This window comes from Dolomitihabitans soli, from assembly GCF_022213955.1.
Lineage (GTDB): Bacteria > Actinomycetota > Actinomycetes > Streptosporangiales > Streptosporangiaceae > Streptosporangium_A > Streptosporangium_A soli.
In genome coordinates this window covers 128093-147616 of record NZ_JAKNTW010000007.1, presented here as the reverse complement: position 1 = coordinate 147616, position 19524 = coordinate 128093, and the positions used below count along the sequence as shown (strand labels likewise).

General features: G+C 70.9%; 17 protein-coding genes. 9 read left to right on the top strand and 8 right to left on the bottom strand.

All coding sequences use genetic code 11. The annotated features are described in order from the left end of the window. Positions 1-171: 171 nt before the first annotated feature. The 4 genes from MBA17_RS16245 (at position 172) to MBA17_RS16230 (ending at position 4240) form a co-directional block, all read left to right on the top strand. Positions 172-1215, top strand: a complete 1044-nt coding sequence (locus MBA17_RS16245; RefSeq protein ID WP_238497304.1) for a class I SAM-dependent methyltransferase — start codon at positions 172-174, stop codon at positions 1213-1215. A gap of 468 nt (positions 1216-1683) precedes the next feature. Beyond that, on the top strand, positions 1684-1995 hold the full coding sequence (locus tag MBA17_RS16240; protein ID WP_238497303.1) for a hypothetical protein: 312 nt from the start codon (positions 1684-1686) through the stop codon (positions 1993-1995). 393 nt (positions 1996-2388) lie between these two features. Beyond that, positions 2389-2775: a hypothetical protein gene (locus MBA17_RS16235; RefSeq protein ID WP_238497302.1), complete on the top strand. Its 387-nt coding sequence runs from the start codon at positions 2389-2391 to the stop codon at positions 2773-2775. 178 nt (positions 2776-2953) lie between these two features. Further along, complete coding sequence (locus MBA17_RS16230) at positions 2954-4240, top strand: ArsB/NhaD family transporter (protein ID WP_238497573.1); 1287 nt, start codon at positions 2954-2956, stop codon at positions 4238-4240. 43 nt (positions 4241-4283) lie between these two features. Here the strand turns inward: MBA17_RS16230 and MBA17_RS16225 are convergent, their stop codons facing one another. Together MBA17_RS16225 and MBA17_RS16220 are read right to left on the bottom strand one after the other, a co-directional pair. Continuing rightward, positions 4284-5189, bottom strand: a complete 906-nt coding sequence (locus MBA17_RS16225) for an LLM class F420-dependent oxidoreductase (RefSeq protein WP_238497301.1) — start codon at positions 5187-5189, stop codon at positions 4284-4286. A 56-nt stretch (positions 5190-5245) separates the two neighbouring features. Beyond that, a complete protein-coding gene (locus tag MBA17_RS16220; RefSeq protein WP_238497300.1) occupies positions 5246-6442 on the bottom strand; it encodes an ROK family protein in 1197 nt (398 codons plus the stop codon). 235 nt (positions 6443-6677) lie between these two features. On the opposite strand from MBA17_RS16220, the gene MBA17_RS16215 reads away from it, so the two are divergent. The 4 genes from MBA17_RS16215 to MBA17_RS16200 all read left to right on the top strand — a co-directional run bounded on the left by MBA17_RS16215 (position 6678) and on the right by MBA17_RS16200 (position 12537). Then, complete coding sequence (locus MBA17_RS16215; RefSeq protein ID WP_238497299.1) at positions 6678-8918, top strand: HelD family protein; 2241 nt, start codon at positions 6678-6680, stop codon at positions 8916-8918. A gap of 631 nt (positions 8919-9549) precedes the next feature. Next, complete coding sequence (lnt, locus tag MBA17_RS16210; protein ID WP_238497298.1) at positions 9550-11199, top strand: apolipoprotein N-acyltransferase; 1650 nt, start codon at positions 9550-9552, stop codon at positions 11197-11199. Further along, positions 11199-11942, top strand: coding sequence for a polyprenol monophosphomannose synthase (locus MBA17_RS16205; protein WP_238497572.1), 744 nt, complete (start codon positions 11199-11201; stop codon positions 11940-11942). Before lnt ends, MBA17_RS16205 begins: the two co-directional genes overlap by 1 nt. Positions 11943-11991: 49 nt before the next feature. Beyond that, on the top strand, positions 11992-12537 hold the full coding sequence (locus MBA17_RS16200) for an FxsA family protein (protein ID WP_238497297.1): 546 nt from the start codon (positions 11992-11994) through the stop codon (positions 12535-12537). 217 nt (positions 12538-12754) lie between these two features. Here MBA17_RS16200 and MBA17_RS16195 read toward each other — a convergent pair whose 3' ends face one another. Together MBA17_RS16195 and MBA17_RS16190 are read right to left on the bottom strand one after the other, a co-directional pair. After that, a complete protein-coding gene (locus MBA17_RS16195; RefSeq protein WP_238497296.1) occupies positions 12755-13099 on the bottom strand; it encodes an RNA polymerase-binding protein RbpA in 345 nt (114 codons plus the stop codon). Positions 13100-13258: 159 nt separating this feature from the next. Further along, positions 13259-13813 (bottom strand): nuclear transport factor 2 family protein, encoded by a 555-nt coding sequence (locus MBA17_RS16190; protein ID WP_238497295.1) that lies wholly within the window; start codon positions 13811-13813, stop codon positions 13259-13261. Between the two features lie 92 nt (positions 13814-13905). Between MBA17_RS16190 and MBA17_RS16185 the strand changes: the two genes are divergently transcribed. After that, positions 13906-14445, top strand: coding sequence for a winged helix-turn-helix transcriptional regulator (locus MBA17_RS16185; protein WP_238497294.1), 540 nt, complete (start codon positions 13906-13908; stop codon positions 14443-14445). On the opposite strand, the gene MBA17_RS16180 is transcribed toward MBA17_RS16185, so the two are convergent. The 4 genes from MBA17_RS16180 to MBA17_RS16165 form a co-directional block, all read right to left on the bottom strand. After that, on the bottom strand, positions 14442-15803 hold the full coding sequence (locus tag MBA17_RS16180) for an MFS transporter (protein WP_238497293.1): 1362 nt from the start codon (positions 15801-15803) through the stop codon (positions 14442-14444). The genes MBA17_RS16185 and MBA17_RS16180 overlap by 4 nt on opposite strands. A gap of 31 nt (positions 15804-15834) precedes the next feature. Next, positions 15835-16632, bottom strand: a complete 798-nt coding sequence (locus tag MBA17_RS16175) for a glycerophosphodiester phosphodiesterase family protein (RefSeq protein ID WP_238497292.1) — start codon at positions 16630-16632, stop codon at positions 15835-15837. Between the two features lie 297 nt (positions 16633-16929). After that, positions 16930-18303: an LLM class flavin-dependent oxidoreductase gene (locus MBA17_RS16170; RefSeq protein WP_238497291.1), complete on the bottom strand. Its 1374-nt coding sequence runs from the start codon at positions 18301-18303 to the stop codon at positions 16930-16932. Next, complete coding sequence (locus tag MBA17_RS16165; RefSeq protein ID WP_238497290.1) at positions 18300-19523, bottom strand: SfnB family sulfur acquisition oxidoreductase; 1224 nt, start codon at positions 19521-19523, stop codon at positions 18300-18302. Before MBA17_RS16165 ends, MBA17_RS16170 begins: the two co-directional genes overlap by 4 nt. Position 19524 lies beyond the last annotated feature (1 nt).

The window sequence follows — 19524 nt, the reverse complement described above, 5'->3', positions numbered from 1 at the left end:
CTTCGCAACCGAGTGAAGTTTCAGGCGGCCGGCTTGAGGCGTGCTCGATGGACGTCGGCGGCGTCGTGGCAGTCGATGCGGAGCGCGTGGCGTGCGCCCGCACCATCGTCTCGCCCGGCTCCACGCGTGCGCTCCCGGCAGTGACCGTCACCACCGATAAGAAGGCCTCTGATGACCGATGAAACGCTCCCCTCAGCCGTAGGTGCAACAGTCTCACCCGAGCCGCTGATGCAAATGATGCAAGGCATGCACGTGACAGGAATCGTGCAGGCAGGCGTAGAGCTAGGCATCTTCGATCAGATCGCCGGCGGGAACCGGCTGGCAACCACCATCGCCTCCGCCGTGTACGCCGACCCTCGGGGGACGCGCATCTTGCTGGACGCACTGGCCGCTCTCGGGTTGCTGGAGCGCCATGACGGCTATCACCTGACAGCCCTGGCCGAAACGTACTTGATCTCCGGCCGGTCAAGCTATCTGGGCAACATGCTGAACATTTTGGCCGGCCCCTGGGCCTGGGAGGGGTACCCGCGTCTGGCCGAGGCGGTCCGTCGCGGCACGACCCTGGCTGAACGGCCTTGGGAGACGCCTGGACACGAGTTCTGGGAGACCTTCTCCCCGTCCAGCGTGGGAGCAGTCGCCGGTCCCGGGTCGCAGGTGCTCGCCGAGTTGATCGAGCCATGGGCCGGCCCACGCGACAGTCTGGACATCCTCGATGTAGCTTGCGGCAGCGGTTTGTTCTCGCTCACGCAGGCAGCTCGGGATCCGAAAGCACACGCAACGCTCCTCGACTCGGCGGAAGTCTTGGACCTCACCAAGGACGCGATCGAGCGACTGGATCTCGCCGAGCGCACCAGCTTCATCAGAGGTGATGCTTTCGAGGTGCCGCTGGCCGGGCCCTACGACCTGATCATCGTCAGCCACCTCTTCCATCACTTCTCAGAAGAACGCTGCTTGACGCTCCTGTCCCGGCTTGCCACCGCACTCAAGCCAGATGGTCGGCTGGCGATCCACGAGTTCATCTCAGGTGCGGCTCCGACCACGACACCCTTCCCGTACCTCTTCTCGGTGATCATGCTCACGAGCACCGGGGAGGGCGAGGCTCACTCCCTCGATACCTATGAGCGGCTGCTTCGCGAATCGGGGTTCACGTCGCCTGAGGTTCATCCCAGCCAGGGAATGCCGAGCCATTTCTTGATCGCTGGGCGGGCGGGATAGGTTCGCCCCGCCGTCCTGACCGGCACCCCCGAGACGCCTATCTCGCGCCCCTGCTGAGGGCGACGCCTGCGGACGCCTTGCGGCGGCGACGCGGCGCGCCTCCAGCGGGGGCATGGCGGTGTGTGAGAACGGCCAAAACACCCGCCTAGGACGCGCCGTCTGCTGTCTACCAGTGCCGCCTGCAGCTGTCCACCAAGACCATCACCCTGGTCGCCGACCTGCTGCGCGGCCACCTCAGAGCGATCGGCTCACGGTGGCGGAGACTCCCGCCCGCCACAACAAGATCACCACCTGGCTCCGCCGCTTCGACCTGGATGAGGTCGTCGGTGCGCAGGGTTGACGCGCTCCGGTTGACGCGTATCTTTCGATTAGGAAAGTTTCCTAAGCATTCTCTCTGTTGCACATCCCGGAATGAGGCGTGAACCGGGGCGTACGACGGTCATCCGCCACCAGTACATAGGAGAGGGTATGAGAAGAACCCTGCGCGTCCTCGCCGCAACCGTGCTCGCGGCGGGAGCCGTTGCCGTCGGATCGAGTGTGCTGAGCCCGGCGTCGGCGGCGGTCAATGACTGTGACTACACCATCGGTCAGAACTCGTTCTCCGCCCGATGCGCGACGAGCGGTCCCGCGTACGAGTTTCGCGCGTGGGTCCAGTGCGTCAACGGCCGTAGGGACGGCGGCTGGATGACGACCAACAGCGGCCAGTGGAGCATCGCGAGCTGCGGTCCCTGGTGGATCGACCGCCTGAGCTACGGCATGGACGTGCGCCCGCTCTCCTGACGCGGGTACGGCGGCACCGCACGGGGGGCGGTACCGCCGACGCGGTCGGCTGCGGTGCTTCCAGTGAAGAGCAGGCCGACGCCGAGATGATCGGCCTGCCGCCGGTGTCCCCGGTCGGCCGGATCAGGATCGCCCCGCTATGAGGCGACGGGCTCATGACGCGGTGTTTGCATTTGTTTGCGTCACCACCGCTTCTCGCCTGAGGGGTACTTCTCCAGTGCTCGGCTCGGTGAGGGCGGGGAACCGCTCCCGGGGTGGGCGCAGTGGTCCGGAGCAGGGCGAATGTGAGCGGGTGTGAAGTGTGTGGCACGTCACCTTCCGTGCTCCGAGGAAGTAAAGAGCAGGATGGTACTATTTAGTTCCATATAACAGGAACGGTGGTGAGGGGGCGTCGTGACCTTCCCCCCTGCCCGTTTCCTGAAGGCGCTGCTCGCCGCCACGCTGTGCGCGCTCACGTTCGCAGCCGGGCTCACCGTCCCCGACGGCGCCCCGCACGGGGTCGTGGTGGTCACGGCCGAGGCGGGCAGGGAACCCGCCCGGATCTTCATGCCGGCGATGAAGCCCAGCCTGCTGCTGACTCCGGGGCAGGGACTGCCGGGCGATCACCGCAGGCTCGCCGAGCCGGACATCCCCGGCGGCCAGCACGTCCTCGCGACCGCCGCGGAAGGCGCGGTCGCCCCGTCCGGCGGCCCGCGCCACCAGGTGTACGAGGCGTCCTTCGGGAGCCATGCGGTGGCCGTCGGCACCCGTGAACCCCGCGCGCCCCCTTCGATGAGCTGACGAAGTAACTCACCGGCGGCCGATCGGCCACCGGTCTCTTCTCATCGGAGGGTCCTTCCGTGTATCGCGTACTCGCGGTGCCGCCATGCCGGCGCGCACCCAACTCGACGGCATCACCGCACATCTCCGTGACCCGCGTGGCCTGCGCCCCGCACGCCGGACCGCCGGGCAGGCGCCGATGACCGCCGTCGCAGCTCTGATGATCTTCGTGGTGGCTTTCATCTTCATCGCCACGGAGAAGGTGGACAAGGTCAAGGTCGTCCTGATCGCCGCGGGCCTGATGGTCGCCCTCGGCTTCGCACCCGGTTCGGAGATCTTCTTCTCCGAACACGAGGGCGTCGACTGGAACGTCATCTTCCTGCTCTTCGGCATGATGGTCATCGTCGGCATCATCAAGCAGACCGGCGTGTTCGACTTCCTGGCCATCTGGGCCGCCAAGAGATCGCAGGGCCGGCCGTACCGGCTCATGGTGATGCTCATGGTGATCACCGGCGTGGCCTCCCCGTTCCTCGACAACGTCACCACGATCATGCTGGTGGCGCCGGTCACCATCGTGGTGTGCCAGCGGCTGGACCTGCCGGCCGCGCCGTACCTCATCGCCGAGGTGCTCGCGTCCAACATCGGTGGCGCGGCGACCCTCATCGGCGACCCGCCGAACATCATCATCGGCAGCCGGGCCAACCTGACGTTCAACGACTTCCTCGCGCACATGGCGCCGATCGTCGTCGTGATCTTCGTCCTCTTCACGCTGCTGACCTGGGTGCTGTTCCGCAAGTCGTTCCGCTACAACCCAGAGAGGGTGGCGGAGGTGATGGAACTGCAGGAGCGCCGCGCCATCAAGGACGGGCGGCTGCTGGTCCGCTGCCTGGTCGTGCTCGGCCTGGTGGTCGTGGGGTTCGGGCTGCACTCGGTGCTGCACGTCGAGCCGGCGATCGTGGCGCTGATCGGCGCCGGGGTGATGATCCTGGTCTCGCGCACCGAGGCCGCCGAGTATCTGGAGGAGGTGGAGTGGCCGACCCTGGTGTTCTTCATGGGACTGTTCGTCATGGTCGGCGGGCTCGTGCACACCGGCGTCATCGCCACGATCGGCGAGTGGGCGATCGGCGCGGTGGGGGACAACTACTTCGGCGCGGCCACCTCGCTGCTGTTCGGCTCGGCCGTCTTCGGGGCGTTCTTCGACAACATCCCCTATGTCGCGACCATGGCCCCCATCGTCGAGGGGCTGGTGGCCGAGGTCCCCGACCCCGCGACCGGGCAGGCGCTGTGGTGGGCCTTCGCGCTGGGCGCCGACTTCGGCGGCAACGGCACGGCGGTCGCCGCGAGCGCGAACGTCGTCGCGCTCGGCATCGCCCGCCGGAACGGGATCCGGATCAGCTTCTGGGAGTTCACCAAGTACGGGATCGTGGTGACGGTCTTCAGCGTGGTGATCGCCTGGGGCTACGTCTGGCTCCGCTACTTCATGTGAGGGGCCTGACCGCCGCGCCGCCGCACGCGGCGCGGCGGTGCTCTCACACGAGGGTCTTCAGAAACGCATGGGTACGGCCGGCACTCCCGCCGCCGCTGTAGTCGTTGGCGACGAAGTCGGTGACGCCCGCCCCGGCCAGCTCCTCCACCTGGGCGGCCACCGACTCCTCATCGCCCACGAGCGCGACGTCGGCCGGCCCGGCCGCCCCCTCACGGTCGAGCATCGCCCGATAGGACGGCAGGTCGCCGTACCCCGCGAACACCTTGGTGGCGCGTTCCCTGGCCGCGTCCACGTCGTCGGTGACGTACACGGGCAGCGCGCAGACGATCCGCGGCGCGGGCCGCCCGGCCTCCCGGGCGGCCGTCGTGATCGCCGGCGCGATGTGCCCGGCCACCGTGTTCGGGCCGGTCATCCACAGCACCGTGCCGTCGGCCAGTTCGCCGGCGAGCTTGAGCATGCGCGGTCCGAGCGCCGCGACGAGCACCGGCATGTCGCCGGTCCCGGGGGCGTTGAGGCCGACCCGTGAGCTGAGCGTCTCCCCGGTGAACTCGACCTTCTCCCCGCGCAGCAGCGGCACCAGGACGGAGAGGTACTCGCGCATGTGCCGGGCGGGCCGCTCGAAGCTGTAGCCGTAGAGGTCCTCGATCACCACCTTGTGCGACAGGCCGATGCCGAGCGCCAGCCGTCCGCCGAGCGCGGTGTTGACCGTCAGCGCCTGCTGGGCCAGGACGGCGGGGTGACGAGGGTAGGTGGGCACGACGGCGGTGCCGAGTTCGATCCCCGGCACCTGGTTGCCCGCCACGGCCAGCGCGGTCAGTGCGTCGAGGCCGAATATGTTGGAGATCCAGGCGGAGGGGAAGCCGTCGTCGGCCGCCCGGCTCAGCCGGTCACGCAGCCGGTCGACGGCGTCCGGCCCGTTGGATACGTTGACGAGCAATCCTGTGCGCATGGCTACAGAACTCTATTCTGGTGACGGGATCCCGTCCAGCTCCCACGCCGTGACGATCAGGGCGAGACGGTGGAGCCGAACACCTCCTGGCGGGTGGCGGTGAGCGCGAGGTCGAGCGCCCCGGCGAGCACCGGGTTGCCCTCGACCGTGGACAGCCGCAACCGCGGCCGGGGCAGCGTCAGGGCGTGCAGTTCCCGCTCGACGAGCGCGCGCAGCGTCTCGCCGCCGGCGAGGAGGGTGCCGCCGGTCAGCACGACGAGCCCCGGGTCGACGACCGCGGTGATCGCGGCCAGCCCCATGGCCAGCCGCCCGGCCACCTGACGCAGCCCTTCCGCCGCGCGCTCGTCGCCCGCCTCCGCCGCCCGCACCGCGTTCCGCACCGCCTGGGCGGGCCCGGCGCCGCGGACCCCGTGCGAACGCAGCAGGGCCCGTACGGCGGCGCCTCCGCTCAGCGCCTGGTAGCCGTGGGTGGCGTGCCGGCCCACCTCGCGGGCGCTGGGCGCGCCGACGGCGGGCATGTAGCCCACCTCGCCGGCGCCGCCGGTCGCCCCTCGGTGCAGCCGCCCGCCGAGCACCAGCGCGGCGCCGAGACCCTCGCCGGCCCACAGCAGGACGAAGTCGTGGTGGCCCCTGGCGGTGCCGTGGGCCTGCTCGGCGAGCGCGACGAGGTTGACGTCGTTCTCCACGGCGACGGGGACGCCGAGGCCCTCCCGCAGGGCGGGGAGCAGTTCGGGGATGTGCCAGCCGGGGATGTGCGCGGCGTAGCCGAGCCGGCCGGTGCCGGGGTCGAGCGCGCCCTGGATGCCGATGACCACCTGGTGCGGAACCGCGCCGGGGAGACCGGTCAGCGCGCCGTCCAGGGCGGCGCGGACCTTCGCCACCACGTCGCCGCGGGACCGGGGAGTGGTCAGCCGGTGTTCGCCGACCACCGTGCCGGTGATGTCGGCGACGGCGACCTCGATCCGCGCGGGGGTGACGTCGAGCGCGGCCACGTGGGCGGCGGCCGGATTGAGCCGGTAGAGCTCCGCCGTACGGCCGGGCAGGCCCTCTCTGATGCCGTCGGCCACGACCAGGCCCACGGCCTGGAGACGGGTGAGGAGCTGGGAGGCGGTCGGTTTGGAGAGACCGGTCAGCGCCCCGAGCTCCGGGCGGGTCAGCGGGCCGCTCTCCAACAGGGCCTGCAGGGCGGCGCGATCGTTGATCGCCCGCAGCAGGCTCGGCGTCCCCGGTGTCGGCCGCGTCACGATCCGCACCCTTCGAATGGTCGCGTCATGGAGTTAGGAAAGTTTCCTAACTCGCCCGAGTCTAACCGTCGCCCGGGCAACGCGGCGACCGTGTGCGGCATGAGATGATGACGGAGTTCTCAACGGACCTGATACTCTGCTTTGTCGTTAGAAACACAAAAATGGCCCGGAGTGTCCCATTAACACAAATACTAGTGGAGCGGCGGCCCGGCGTCAAACCGAGCTCGCCAAAGAGCAGGACTTCGTGTCGCGGCTCTACGACCGGCTTGACGCGCTGCGCGAGCACACCCAGCGGCAACTCGACGGCGTGCTCGCCCAGGGAGGGAAGGGCACCCGCCAGAACGTCATCGAACGCGACTCGTTCACGGAGATGTACACCCAGCGGCTGGCCCGGCTGTGGGCGGTGGAGAACGGCCTGTGCTTCGGCAGGCTCGACCACGCCGACCACACCTCCCTCTACATCGGCCGCATCGGGCTGTCCGACGACGAGGACCGCCTGATGATCGACTGGCGGGCCCCGGTGGCGCAGCCCTTCTACCGCGCCACCCCGGCCTCGCCGATGGGCGTCACCAGGCGGAGGCACCTGCAGACCAGGGCCAGACGGGTGGTCGGCGTCGACGACGACCTGCTCGACCTCGACGGCCTCGCCGACGCCGACCGCGCCACCCTCAACGGCGAGGCGGCCCTGCTCGCCTCGCTCGACGCCAGGCGCACCGGCCGGATGCGCGACATCGTGGCCACCATCCAGGCCGAGCAGGACCGGGTCATCCGCTCCGACCTGAGCGGCGTCCTGGTGGTCCAGGGCGGTCCCGGCACCGGCAAGACCGTCGTCGCCCTGCATCGCGCCGCCTATCTGCTCTACACCCACCGCGACAAGCTCGCCCGGCGCGGCGTGCTCATCCTCGGCCCCAACCTGACCTTCCTGCGCTACATCGAGCAGGTGCTGCCCTCCCTGGGCGAGACCGACGTGCTGCTGTCCACCGTCGGCGAGCTCTACCCCGGCCTCACCGCCACCGCCCGGGACCCCGCCGACGTCGCCGCCGTCAAGGGAGACGCCCGGATGGCCGAGGTCGTGGCCCGTGCCGTACGGGACAGGCAGCGGATGCCGCGCAAGCCGATCGAGATCAAGCTGAGCGACCACACGCTCACCCTCGACCAGCGCACCTGCGAGGCGGCCCGGAACAAGGCGGCCCGCTCGCGCCGCCCGCACAACCAGGCCCGCGCCCCCTTCGTCCGCCACCTGCTGAACGCCCTGGCCCGGCAGTCGGCCCGGCGGCTCGGCCGGGGAGCGATCGAGGAGGACGAGCTGGCCGACATCCGCGAGGAGTTGCGCACCGAACCCGCGGTGCGCACCGCGCTGAACCGGCTGTGGCCCTATCTCACCCCGCAGCAACTCCTCATCGGCCTCTACACCTCCGCCGAGCGCCTCGACCGCGCCGCGGCCGGCCTGACGTCCCACGAGCGCTCGCTGCTGCGCCGCGACCCGCCGCGTGGCGGCGGGGAGTGGTGGACCGAGTCCGACGTGCCGCTCCTCGACGAGGCGGCCGAACTGCTCGGCGAGATCGACGAGCACGTGCTGCGGGCCAGCGCGTGGATGGCGGAGGAGGAGCGGGCGGCGAGCCAGAGCGCCGAGCGGGAGGAGCGCGAGCTGGAGCTGAAGTACGCCAAGGAGGTGCTGGAGATGACCGGCATCGCCGACGTGATGGACGCCGAGCGGTTCGCCGCCAGGCACCGCGGCGGCGACGCGTACCTCACCACCGCCGAGCGCGCCGCCGCCGACCGGACCTGGTCCTTCGGCTACGTGATCGTCGACGAGGCGCAGGAGCTGACGCCGATGGCGTGGCGCACCCTCATGCGGCGCGCTCCCGCCAGGGCGATGACGGTGGTCGGGGACATCGCCCAGACCGGCCTCGCCGCCGGTCCGCGTTCCTGGGACGAGGTGCTGCGGCCCTATGTGCAGGGCCGCCACCGGGAGGAGACGCTCACCGTCAACTACCGCACCCCTGGTGAGCTGATGGCCGTCGCCGCGGACGTGCTCAAGCTGGTCGACCCCGCGCTCACCGCCCCGGACTCGGTCCGCGACACCACCGAGCACCCCTGGTCGCTGAGAGTGACCTCGCTCACGGAGTCCGTCGGCGAGGTGGTCAGGGCGGAGATGATCGAGGGCGGCCGGTTGGCGGTGCTCGTGCCCGCCTCGCTCGCCGGGGAGGTCGGCGCGGCGGTGACCGCCGCCGTCGAGGGCGCGGTGGCCGGGCCGGGCGCGGCGGCGCTCGACTCGCCGGCGGCCGTGCTCGCCGTCGCCGACGCCAAGGGACTGGAGTTCGACGCGGTGATCGTGGTGGAGCCCGCGCTGATCCTCGAAGAGTCCCCGCGCGGGCCAAGCGATCTTTACGTGGCGCTCACCCGGGCCACGCAGAGGCTCGGCGTGGTCCACACGGGGCCCTTGCCGGCCGCGCTTTCCCGACTTTCCCCCCGCTCGCCGTGACATGACATCTGCGGCATTGAGCCACGCTGCGGGGACATGTCCTAGCTGCGAAAACTTGATGTCGCCGCTGATCGGGACACGGTTGACATCTGAGCTGAGGTCGGTAGTTTGCTGCCCAGTCCAGCACGGGACTGGCCGGTTGGCCGTCGTCGACATCGTCGGATCCTGCGCCCGTGACGGAGCGTGACTTCGTCCGTACAGCCAGGCGCAGGGCCGGTGATCCGTCGGGTCGGGGCACCCCAGCCGGGCGGGGGGTTGGACCCGGGACGGGCCCGGACGCCCAGTAGACAACGGAATTCCGCGCTCGCCGCCGACGGGACGGATCCGGTCCGAAGGGTTTCCGGGCCCTCTTCCCGTTCCGTGCCGGTCACCGCACGTGCCGGGTGGCCCCCGTGGCGAACCGTCCGCCACGGAGGCCACCCGTCTGTGTCCCTCGTGCCGCCGCCCGCAGACGTTCGCGCTGAGCCGCTTACGCAAAGGCGATCTTGGCCCGCTCGCGGCCAGGGCTTGTGATCGGCACCGGCTTGTTGCGTTGGGGGTGGGCGGGACGGGGCGGTAGCGTTTCGGGAATACGGTCGGAGCGTGCGAAGGTGGGCTCCGAGCCAGTTGAGCGCAAGGAGAGCCCCGTCCCGTGGTCCAGGACAAGATCAGTGTGCCGGTGGCCGCGGCGGCCGCCGAACCTTCACCGGAGGGCACGCCCGCCGGCGTGCCGCCTGCCAAGGACGGCAAACGGGTCCTGGCGGGACGGATCGCCGCCGCGCTCGCCGGGGGAGTGGCGCTGTTCCTCGCCTTCCCGCCCATCGACGCCTGGTTCCTGGCGCCGATCGGGGCGGCCCTGCTCACCCTGTCGGTGTACGGCTGCCGCCCGCGCAGAGCGCTGTGGCTGGGCTATCTGGGCGGGGCGGTGTTCCTGCTCCCCGCGCTCGCGTGGGTGCGCCCCGTCGGCGTTGACGCCTGGCTGGGCCTGATCGCCGTCGAGAGCCTCTTTCACGCCGCGCTCGGCCTCTGCACCGCCCTCGTGCTCCGGCTCCCTCTGTGGCCGTTGTGGACCGCCGCGCTGTGGGTCACGGCCGAGTGGGCGCGCGGGATCTTCCCGGTCGGCGGATTCCCGTGGGCGCGGGTCGCCTTCAGCCAGGGCGAGTCGCCGCTGACGCCGTACGCGTCGCTCGGCGGCGCACCGCTGGTGACCTTCGCCGTCGTGCTGTGCGGCTGCCTGCTCGCGCTGCCGGCCGTGCGGTGGGCGGGAGGTCCCCGGGCTCGGCGGGGCGGGTGGCGGGCCTCGGCGCCGTTCGTGGCGCTGTCCCTGGCCGGGGCGCTCGCGCTGCCGGCGCTGGCCTTCGCGATCCCCGGCCACGGCGACGAGGGCAAGAGCGTCGTCGTCGGCATCGTGCAGGGCAACGTGCCCGGCAGAGGGCTGCACCCGCTGGGCGACGAGCCCGCCGTCGTGCTGCGCAACCACACCGCCAAGGTCCACGAGATGGCGCGGGCCGTGCGCGCGGGCACCCTGGCCAAGCCCGACCTCGTCGTGCTGCCGGAGAACTCCACCGACATCGACCCCTACCGCAACGAGTTCGCCCACCGGGCCATCGACGAGGCGGTCAAGGACATCGGCGTGCCCGTCCTGGTGGGCGCCGTGGTCGCGATCGGCGACGAGCACCGGGCGACCAGGAGCCTGGTGTGGGATCCCGCCACCGGGCCCGGCGCCTACTACGACAAGCAGCAGCTCGTCCCGTTCGGGGAGTTCACCCCGTTCAAGGAGATCGTGCTCGCGCTGTTCGAACGGGCCAACCTGGTGGGCAGGCAGTCCGTGCCGGGCACCCGCGACGGCGACCTGCGGATGGGGCCGGTCACGGTCGGCGCGGTCAACTGCTACGAGATCGGCTACGACGGGGTGGTCCGCGACACGGTGCGCACCGGGGCCACGCCGCTCGCCGTACAGACCAACATCGCCACCTACGCCACGACCAACCTGGGGCCGCAGCAGCTGGCCATGTCCAAATTGCGGGCAGTGGAGCACAATCGACCAGTGATCACCGCCGCAATCACCGGAATATCGTCCTATGTCACCCCCGAAGGACGGGTGGCCTGGAGCACGCAGGAGCTCGTCGACGACATGACCGTCGTGACCGTGCCGATCCGCACCGAGCAGACCGTCGCCACCAGGGTCGGAGCGGTGCCCGAGTGGGCATTGATACTGGTGAGCGCGGGTGCGGTGGCCGCCGCCGCCTGGCAGGGCAGGAGGCGCCGCCCGGTGGACCGAAGTGAGGGCGGGGATTCATGATGGAGCGGACGCCGGGCCGGGTGCTCGTCATCGTCCCGACGTACAACGAGCGTGACAGCCTGCCCGTGATCACCGCACGGGTGCGGGAGGCCGTGCCCGAGGCGCACCTGCTGATCGCCGACGACAACAGCCCGGACGGCACCGGCGAGATCGCCGACGCGCTCGCCGCGGACGACGACCACGTCCACGTGCTGCACCGGCCCGGCAAGAAGGGCCTGGGCGCCGCCTACATCGCCGGCTTCCGGTGGGGGATGGAGCAGGGCTACGACGTCCTGGTCGAGATGGACGCGGACGGCTCGCACCAGCCCGAGGAGCTGCCCAAGCTGTTCGACGCGCTGGCCGACGGCGCCGACCTGGCGATCGGCTCGCGCTGGGTGCCCGGCGGCAAGGTCGTCAACTGGCCGACCTCGCGGGAGTTCCTGTCCCGCGGCGCCAACATCTACACCCGGATGGCGCTCGGGGTCCCGGTCCGCGACTCGACGGCGGGCTTCCGCGCCTACCGTGCCGCCGCCCTGGAGAAGATCGGCCTCGACGACGTGGAGTCGCAGGGCTACTGCTTCCAGGTCGACCTCACGATGCGCACCGTACGGCACGGCCTGCGGGTCGCCGAGGTCCCCATCACCTTCGTCGACCGCACCGTCGGAGCGAGCAAGATGAGCAGGGGCATAGTGGCCGAGGCCCTGTGGCGGATCACCGTCTGGGGCGTCACCGGCCTGCCCCGCCGTTTCCGTCGCACCCGCTGAGGAACGCGCCGCCGCCTCCGGGCGTTGTGCACGGTGTACGGCTCGCCGCGTGATTGAGGAAGAGATGCGCCTACTGGTGTTCCTTGGGTTCCTGCTGGTCCCCGTGCTGGAGATCTGGATCCTCGTCCAGGTGGGCCAGGCCGCAGGCGGCCTGGCGGTCATCGGCCTGTTGCTGGCCGGCGCGCTGCTCGGCGGATGGCTGGTGCGCCGGGAGGGGCGGCGGGCGCTGGCGATCCTGCGCGAGTCGGTGCAGACCGGGCAGATGCCGGAGCGGGAGCTCGGCGGCGGCGCGATGACGATGGCGGGCGGACTGCTGCTGATCGTCCCCGGCGTCCTGACCGACCTGGCCGGTCTGGCCATGCTGTTGCCGTTCACCCGCCCCCTGGTGCGCGGGCTCGGCGCCCGGCTGCTCGCCAGGCGGCTGCGGAGGCTGGCCGACCAGCCGTCCCCGCTCGGCACGCCGTTCGGGGGGCACCCGTTCGGTGCGCCGGGACCGGTCGCCCCCGACGGCCGGGGCCCGGTCATCCACGGGCAGGTCATCCGCGAGGAGCCGCGCCAGGACGACCCCCGCCCGCCGGTGCGCAAGGAGCTGTGACCGGCTTCGGCCGAAGTCGCGCGGCCCGCTGCCGTTCGTCGCCGGGCTTCTCGGGCGGTGCTGCCGTCCCGCCCGCGGCGATCGGCAGGGCCGCTGTCCGACCACTGATCAGCTGATCGGTACCGCGGCGAGCGCGGCCGCTCGACCGCGAGAGGGGCGGGCATGACGACGCCCCCGGTGCCGTGTTGGGCGGCGCCGAGGGCGTCAGGTGGTCGGGTCAGGCGCTCTTGCGGCGCTGGGCGCGCAGGATCGCCAGTCGCTCGTTGAGCACCTCTTCCAGATCTTCTATGGTGCGCCGTTCCAGCAGCATGTCCCAGTGTGTCCTCGGGGGCTTCAACTTCTTGGTCTGCGGCAGCTCGCCGTCGACCCGCACCCCGACGGCACCGCAGCTGCGGCACTCCCACGTCGCGGGAATCTCGGCCTCGGCGGCAAGTGGCACGTCGAAGTGATGGCCCTTCGGGCAGGTGTAGGACACCTCCTGGCGCGGAGCCAGATCGGTGTTGCGGTCGTTCTCGTAGCTCGTGGCGCCGAGCCGAGTACCGCGAAGCGCACGCTCGCCCATGTTTCAATGCCTCCTGAGGGCCCCGTCGTGAGGGGTCTGTCTCCCACGGCGTACAACGCTTGATACCGTGGATGGATTCCCACACATGGGGTGATCCAATCGCGCTTTTTGTCGCGAGAACCTCAGGTGATCACTTTGGCGGGCCCGGAGGCCCCTGAATCAGGGGGTTCCCGCGCGCCGGGAATCGGCGATGAGCGGCACCAGCGTGCGGTCGCCGAACCGGGTCAGGAAGGCCAGCGGCCTGATGGCCGCGGCGGCGAGGACGGCCAGGATCGGGCGCCCGCCCAGCCGGGCGAGCCCGGGGCCGATGGCCAGCATGGCGGCGGTGATCGCGGGCAACGGGCGCATCCACATCGTGATCTCGGTGATCCGGGCCTCGTCGTCGAGCTCGAGCAGCATCGTCTCCTGGAGGTCGTGGCCCTTCACCGTCGCGGTGGCGACCAGCACCCGGGTGTGCTCGTCGCCCAGGTCGCGCTGGAAGCGGTAGGCGGTCATGGCCGGCATGGCGGCGCGCAGGAGAGCGCCCACCTGCTCGGGCCCTTCGAAGCGGACCCTCGCCGTGAGCGGTGAGTGGAAGATCACGCCGGGGGCGAGCGTGGACAGCATCGCCTCCAGATCGTAGGACTCGGCCGCGGTGCGGTAGCGCAGCGTGGTCGCCCGCGCGCGAGCGAGCGCCTCGGTCTCGTGGTCGGTGGCCTGTCCGGATGCCGTCATGGTTTCCCCCTGAATTAGTGGATCCAGATTCTGAACTCGCCCATGACGGTAGGAGAGGTGAGTTCATAAAGTCAACTGACTATGCTGGGGGGATGACGAGGGATCGCTTCGCCGAGATGCACTGTTCGATCGCCCAGACGCTGACCGTTCTGGGGGAGTGGTGGACTCCGCTGATCCTGCGCGACGTCTACCTCGGGCTACGCAGGTTCGACGAGCTGAGCGCGGACCTCGGCATCTCGCGCAACCTGCTGGCCCAGCGCCTGGAGCACCTCGTCGAGGCCGGCGTCCTCGCGCGGGTGCCGTACCAGGAGCGACCCCCCAGATTCGAGTACCACCTCACCGAGGCGGGTCACGACGTGGTGCCCGCGCTGCTGACGCTGATGGCGTGGGGCGACAAGTGGAAGACTCCGCCGGGCGGCCCGCCGGTGCGGCTCGTGCACGACGCCTGCGGCCGGGATTTCGTCCCCCAGGTCGCCTGCCCGCACTGCGGCGGCGGGATCGACGGGCACGGCATCAGCGTGTACGCCGGGCCGGGCGCCGCCCAGGGCCCGGGCACCATGCTGCTCGCCCGCCCCCAGAACGCGCCCCAGAGCGAGCCGGAGGGCGGTCTTGACGGCGGGCGAGAAGGCTAGATCTTCTCGGGCACCTCGTTGCCCGCCGCCCGGATCGCCTTGGGCAAATTCACCAGGGCGAGCCCCACGAAGCCGAGCACGAAGAAGATGATCAGCGAGGCGATGCCGAGCCGGTAACTGCCGGTGAACTGCAGGGCCAGGCCGAGGGTGAACGAGCCGAGGAACGTCGAGCCCTTGTCGCTGATCTCGTACAGGCTGTAGTACTCCGCCTCCTTGCCCTTGGGGATCACGTGCGAGAACAGCGACCGCGACAGGGCCTGGGTGCCGCCCATCACGATCGCGATGGCGAACCCCAGCGCGAAGAACGCCGCCGCCGAGCGTTCCGGCAGGAAGTAGGCCACGACCACGACCAGGGTCCACGCCACCAGCGCGCCCATCACCACCCGCTTGGCGCCGTACGTCCTCGCCACCCGGCCCAGCAGCAACGCGCCGAAGAACGCCACGAACTGCACCATCAGGATCGCGGCGATGCTGACTTCCGCGTCCAGCTTCAGTTCCACGTCCGCGTAGGTGGCCGAGAAGGAGATGACGGTCTGCACGCCGTCGTTGTAGATCAGGTAGGCGACCAGGAAGGCCAGCGTGAGCGGATAGCGGCGCAGGTCCCTGATGGTGCGGCCGAGTTCGCGGAAGCTCCGGCCGACCGCCTGCCCGGTGCTCTCCGCCTCGCGGGGCAGCGCCCGCCGGTTGCGCAGCCGCAGCATCGGAATGATCGTGAAACCGCCCCACCACAGCCCCGCCGAGGCCAGCGCGATCCGCGGCGCGAGGTCCCCGTCCAGGCCGAGGGCCTCGGCGTTGAGGAACAACCCCAGGTTCACGGCGAGCAGCAGCCCACCGCCCAGATACCCGAACCCCCAGCCCGCGGCGGAGACCCGGTCACGCTCATCAGGCGTGGCGATCTCCGGCAGGAACGAGTTGTAGATCACGAACGCGGAGGCGAACCCGACGTTGGCGATCAGGAACAGCCCGCCGCCCAGCAGGTACCCCCCGTCGGAGACCAGCCAGAAGCAGACCGTGGCCGCCGCGCCGAGGAACGCGAACGCGCCCATCAGCTCCTTCTTGCGGCCCGTGTGGTCGGCCAGCGCTCCCGCGATGGGCATCAGGATGATCTGCAGGATCGCCGCGGTGCCGACGACGAACGGGTAGTAGGCGCTCGGCTCCATGTCGATGCCCAGCACGTCGACGAACTTGCTGCCGTCGCGCTCCGCCGAGGCCTTGGCCACCGACGTCAGGTAGGGGCCCAGGAAGACCGTCAGGACCGTGGTGGGGAACGCGGAGTTCGCCCAGTCGTACCAGTACCAGCCGCGTTGCTCGCGGCGGCGGGCCGCGGGGGACTCGTCGAGGACGGCGGGGGCAGTCATTGTTCTCCTTGCGCGGGGGGTGGAGCGGAGATCAGCCGGCGATCCTGCCGGGATGCCACATGTCCCGGGCGCCGAGCACGTCGCGCAGGCCCGAGATGTTGTCGGTCATGATGCCGTCGACGCCCAGGTCGAGCAGTTGTTCCATGCGGTCGGTGTCGTTGATGGTCCACACGTGCACCTGCATGCCGAGGGCGTGCGCGGTGCGCACCAGCGCCCGGGTGGTGATCCGCAGCCCGCGGAAGCCGACCGGCACCTGCGCGCACGGCACCCCGGCGCGGGCCAGGCCGGTGAGCAGCCTGCCGTACGCGGAGGTGGCGGCGGCGGCGCGCAGTGCGGCGACGCCGCGGGGGCCGAGGGCGGAGCACACGTCGTCACCGAGCGCCGCGCGCGCCCTGGCCAGGCGTTCGTCGGAGAAGGACGTCAGGCAGATCCTGGTGTGCGCCCCGGTGCGCCGCACGGCCTCGGCGAGCGGGCCGATCGCCCCGGCCGACTTGACGTCGATGTTGAAGCGGGCCTGCGGCCAGGTGCCGAGCAGGTCCTCCAGCAGCGGGATCTCCTCCGCCCCGCCGATGCGCGCCTGCCGTACCAGCCGGTAGGGGAGTTCGGCGAGCCTGCCGCGCCGGTCGGTCACCCGGTCCAGGGTGTGGTCGTGGAAGGCCAGCAGCACGCCGTCGGCGGTCGCGTGCACGTCGGTCTCGAGGTAGGTGTAACCGAGCTCGATCGCTCGGTTGAACGCGGCGAAGGTGTTCTCCCGCCCCTCGCCGGCTCCGCCGCGGTGGGCGAAGGCCAGCGGGCCCGGATGGTCGAGGAAGGCGTAACGGCGCTGCACGTGGAGGAGTATGCCTGTTATGGGCGGTAGCCGTCAGCCCAGAGGGTGAACGTTTGGATCACCCAAGCGACGACAGCCGGTTGTTGGCTGTTCCAGGGAGTCCATGAAACGCCAGGTAGACGAGAAGTTGAGGCCCAGGTGGGGGTAGCGGATCACGATGGTTCGCGATCCTTCCGTTTCCATCGCGGTTGCATCACGATGGTCAGAAGGGGTGTCCCTCCCCGGACAGGTGCCGAGGAGAGCCGTGGGCCGTTCGGCCTTTTGGATCAGCGGTTCGGTCGCGACATGTCCCGGTGACTACCGGAAGTCGCGGAAGGCCGCGCCGGGGTGGGTGTCCGGGAGCCGGTGCAGGCCCGGACCGAGGAGGCGCTCGCGCAGCGTGGTGTCGTCATAGGACGTGCGGTACCTGCCCCGCCGTTGCAGCTCGGGCACGACCAGTTCGACGAAGTCCTCGGCGGTGCCGGGGGAGAGATACTGCATGAGGTTGAACCCGGCCGCGCCGGTCTCGTCGGCCCAGCGCTCGATCTCGTCGGCCACCTGGCCGGGCGTGCCGGACGCGAACAACGGGCCCTGGCCGACCCTGCCGATGGAGCCGAGCACGTCGCGCACCCGCAGGTCCCGCCCCACCAGGTGACGTACGGCCCGCTCGGTGAAGTCCCCGCCACGGGCCACGAGGTCGTCGATCCGGTCGTCCGGGTCGTACGCCGCGAAGTCGATGCCGCTGCCGCGCTGGGCCAGGAACCCCTCGGGCCGGATGTACCGCTGCAGCTCGGCGACCTTGGCCGCCGCCTCCTCCTCGGTCCTGCCGACGATCACCGAGGCGCCGGGGAAGACCTTCACGTGGCCGGGGTCGCGGCCGTGCCCGGCTGCCCTGCGCCCGATGTCGGCGATCTCCTCGCGCAGTTCGGCCAGCGTCGGCGCCCCGGTGAAGATCGCCTCGGCGTGCCGGGCCGCGAAGTCCTTGCCGCGCTCGGAGTTGCCCGCCTGGTAGATCACCGGGGTGCGCTGCGGCGACGGCTCCGACAGGTGCGGCCCGGCGACCCGGAAGTGCTTGCCGACGTGGTCGATCGGGTGCACCTTGGCCGGGTCGGTGTAGACCGCCCGCTCCCGGTCGCGCACCACCGCCCCGTCCTCCCAGCTCCCCTCCCACAGCTTGTAGAGCACCTCCAGGTACTCCTCGGCGATCTCGTACCGCAGGTCGTGCTCGATCTCGTCGTCCAGGCCGAAGTTCCGCGCCGCGCCGCGCAGGTAGGACGTCACCACGTTCCAGGCCACCCGGCCCTTGGTCAGATGGTCCAGGGTGGACATGCGGCGGGCGTGCGCGAACGGCGGCTCGTACGTCGTGGAGAACGTGACCGCGAACCCGAGGTGCTCGGTCACCGCGGCCATCGCGGGCACCAGGAGCAACGGGTCGTTGGCCGGCACCTGCACCGCCTCGCGGATCGCGGTGTCAGGGCCGCCCTGATAGCGGTCGTACAGGCCGACCACGTCGGCGAGGAAGACCGCGTCGAACAGGCCGCGTTCCAGCAGCCTGGCCAGGTCCGTCCAGTAGCCGATGTCGGTGTACCTGTGCCGGTTGTTCGCCGGATGCCGCCACAACCCGTGCTGGATGTGGCCGACGCAGTTCATCTCGAACAGGTTGAAGTGGATGAGGTCGGTCGTCGAGGTCACTGCGCTGCGCTCCGTACGTGGCTGGGGCGGGCGGGGGCGATGCCGTTGAGGTGGAAGTCGCCGACGTCGTGCACCTTGAGCCGGCGGGGATCGTGAACGGTGTGGGTGCGGGCGTTGCGCCAGTGCCGGTCCAGGTTCAGCGAGCGCAGCGACGCGCCCGCCCCGGCCAGCTCGAACCACTCGGCGGTCACCCGGTTGGCGGCCGTGTCGGCCTGGACCCGGGCGGCGGCCATCGCCACCGCCGCCTCACCCTCCCAGCGGTCGGCCTCCTCCGGGTCGCCGGCCTGCGCGATCGCCTCGCGGGCCTCGTCGATCACGTCGCCGGCGGACTCCAGAAGCGCGCGGGCCGCGCGTACGAGCACGGCCAGCTCGCCGAAGCGCTGCACCACGACCGGGTCCTCCACGACTCGCTGCGCCTGGTTGCCCGGCCAGCCGCCCTTGGTGTAGCCGCGCAGGTAGCGGGCGGCGTCCGCCAGCGCTCCCTCGGCGATTCCGGTGTCGATCGCGGCGTGCATCAGCAGACCGAAGCTGCGGAACGTGCTCGCCCGCTCGTACGTGCGGTGGCTGGGGATCAGCCGGTCCTCCCGCACGGCCACGTCGTCGAGCACGACGGTGCCGCTGGCCGTCGTGCGCTGTCCCATGCCGTCCCAGTCGTCGATCACGGACAGGCCGGGGGCGTCGCGCGGCACGAGCGCCGTGTGGTGCCGCTCCTCCTCGTCCAGCACGATCACTGGGATCCAGTGCGCGAACAACGCGCCGGTGGAGTACACCTTGCGCCCCGAGACGAGGTAGCCGCCGCCCTCGCGCGGGCGCAGCCTGGCCCGCAGCCGGGAACCGTCCGGCGCCCGGTCGTCCACCGCGGCGTTGCCGAGCCGCCGGCCCGAGAGCACCTCGCGGAAGAAGAATTCCCGCTGCGCGGGCGTGCCGTTCTCCCTGATCGCCTCGACGTACCAGAAGTGGTTCTGCGGGATCTGCCCGATGCTGCCGTCCGCCGCCGACAGCTCCCTGATCACCGCGCCGAGCGTCGCCGTGCGCACCCCCGCGCCGCCGTACGCCCGTGGCACCGTGATGGCCAGCAGCCCGCTCGCCGACAGCGCCTCCACCTCGGCCGCCGGCAGCACGCGCTCGGCGTCGCGCCGCGCCGCGCCCTCGGCGAAGCCGCGGGCGAGCGAGCGCGCGACCTCGACGGCCTCCTCGTCGGTCTTGATCACATGTGTCACA

Excerpts from the sequence above, each read along its gene's own strand:
- MBA17_RS16190 (WP_238497295.1), bottom strand. The coding sequence starts at position 13,813 with ATGACGGCATCCGGACAGGCCACCGACCACGAGACCGAGGCGCTCGCT.
- MBA17_RS16225 (WP_238497301.1), bottom strand. The coding sequence starts at position 5,189 with ATGCGCACAGGATTGCTCGTCAACGTATCCAACGGGCCGGACGCCGTC.
- MBA17_RS16240 (WP_238497303.1), top strand. The coding sequence starts at position 1,684 with ATGAGAAGAACCCTGCGCGTCCTCGCCGCAACCGTGCTCGCGGCGGGA.
- MBA17_RS16185 (WP_238497294.1), top strand. The coding sequence starts at position 13,906 with ATGACGAGGGATCGCTTCGCCGAGATGCACTGTTCGATCGCCCAGACG.
- MBA17_RS16230 (WP_238497573.1), top strand. The coding sequence starts at position 2,954 with ATGACCGCCGTCGCAGCTCTGATGATCTTCGTGGTGGCTTTCATCTTC.
- MBA17_RS16245 (WP_238497304.1), top strand. The coding sequence starts at position 172 with ATGACCGATGAAACGCTCCCCTCAGCCGTAGGTGCAACAGTCTCACCC.
- MBA17_RS16205 (WP_238497572.1), top strand. The coding sequence starts at position 11,199 with ATGGAGCGGACGCCGGGCCGGGTGCTCGTCATCGTCCCGACGTACAAC.
- MBA17_RS16180 (WP_238497293.1), bottom strand. The coding sequence starts at position 15,803 with ATGACTGCCCCCGCCGTCCTCGACGAGTCCCCCGCGGCCCGCCGCCGC.
- MBA17_RS16195 (WP_238497296.1), bottom strand. The coding sequence starts at position 13,099 with ATGGGCGAGCGTGCGCTTCGCGGTACTCGGCTCGGCGCCACGAGCTAC.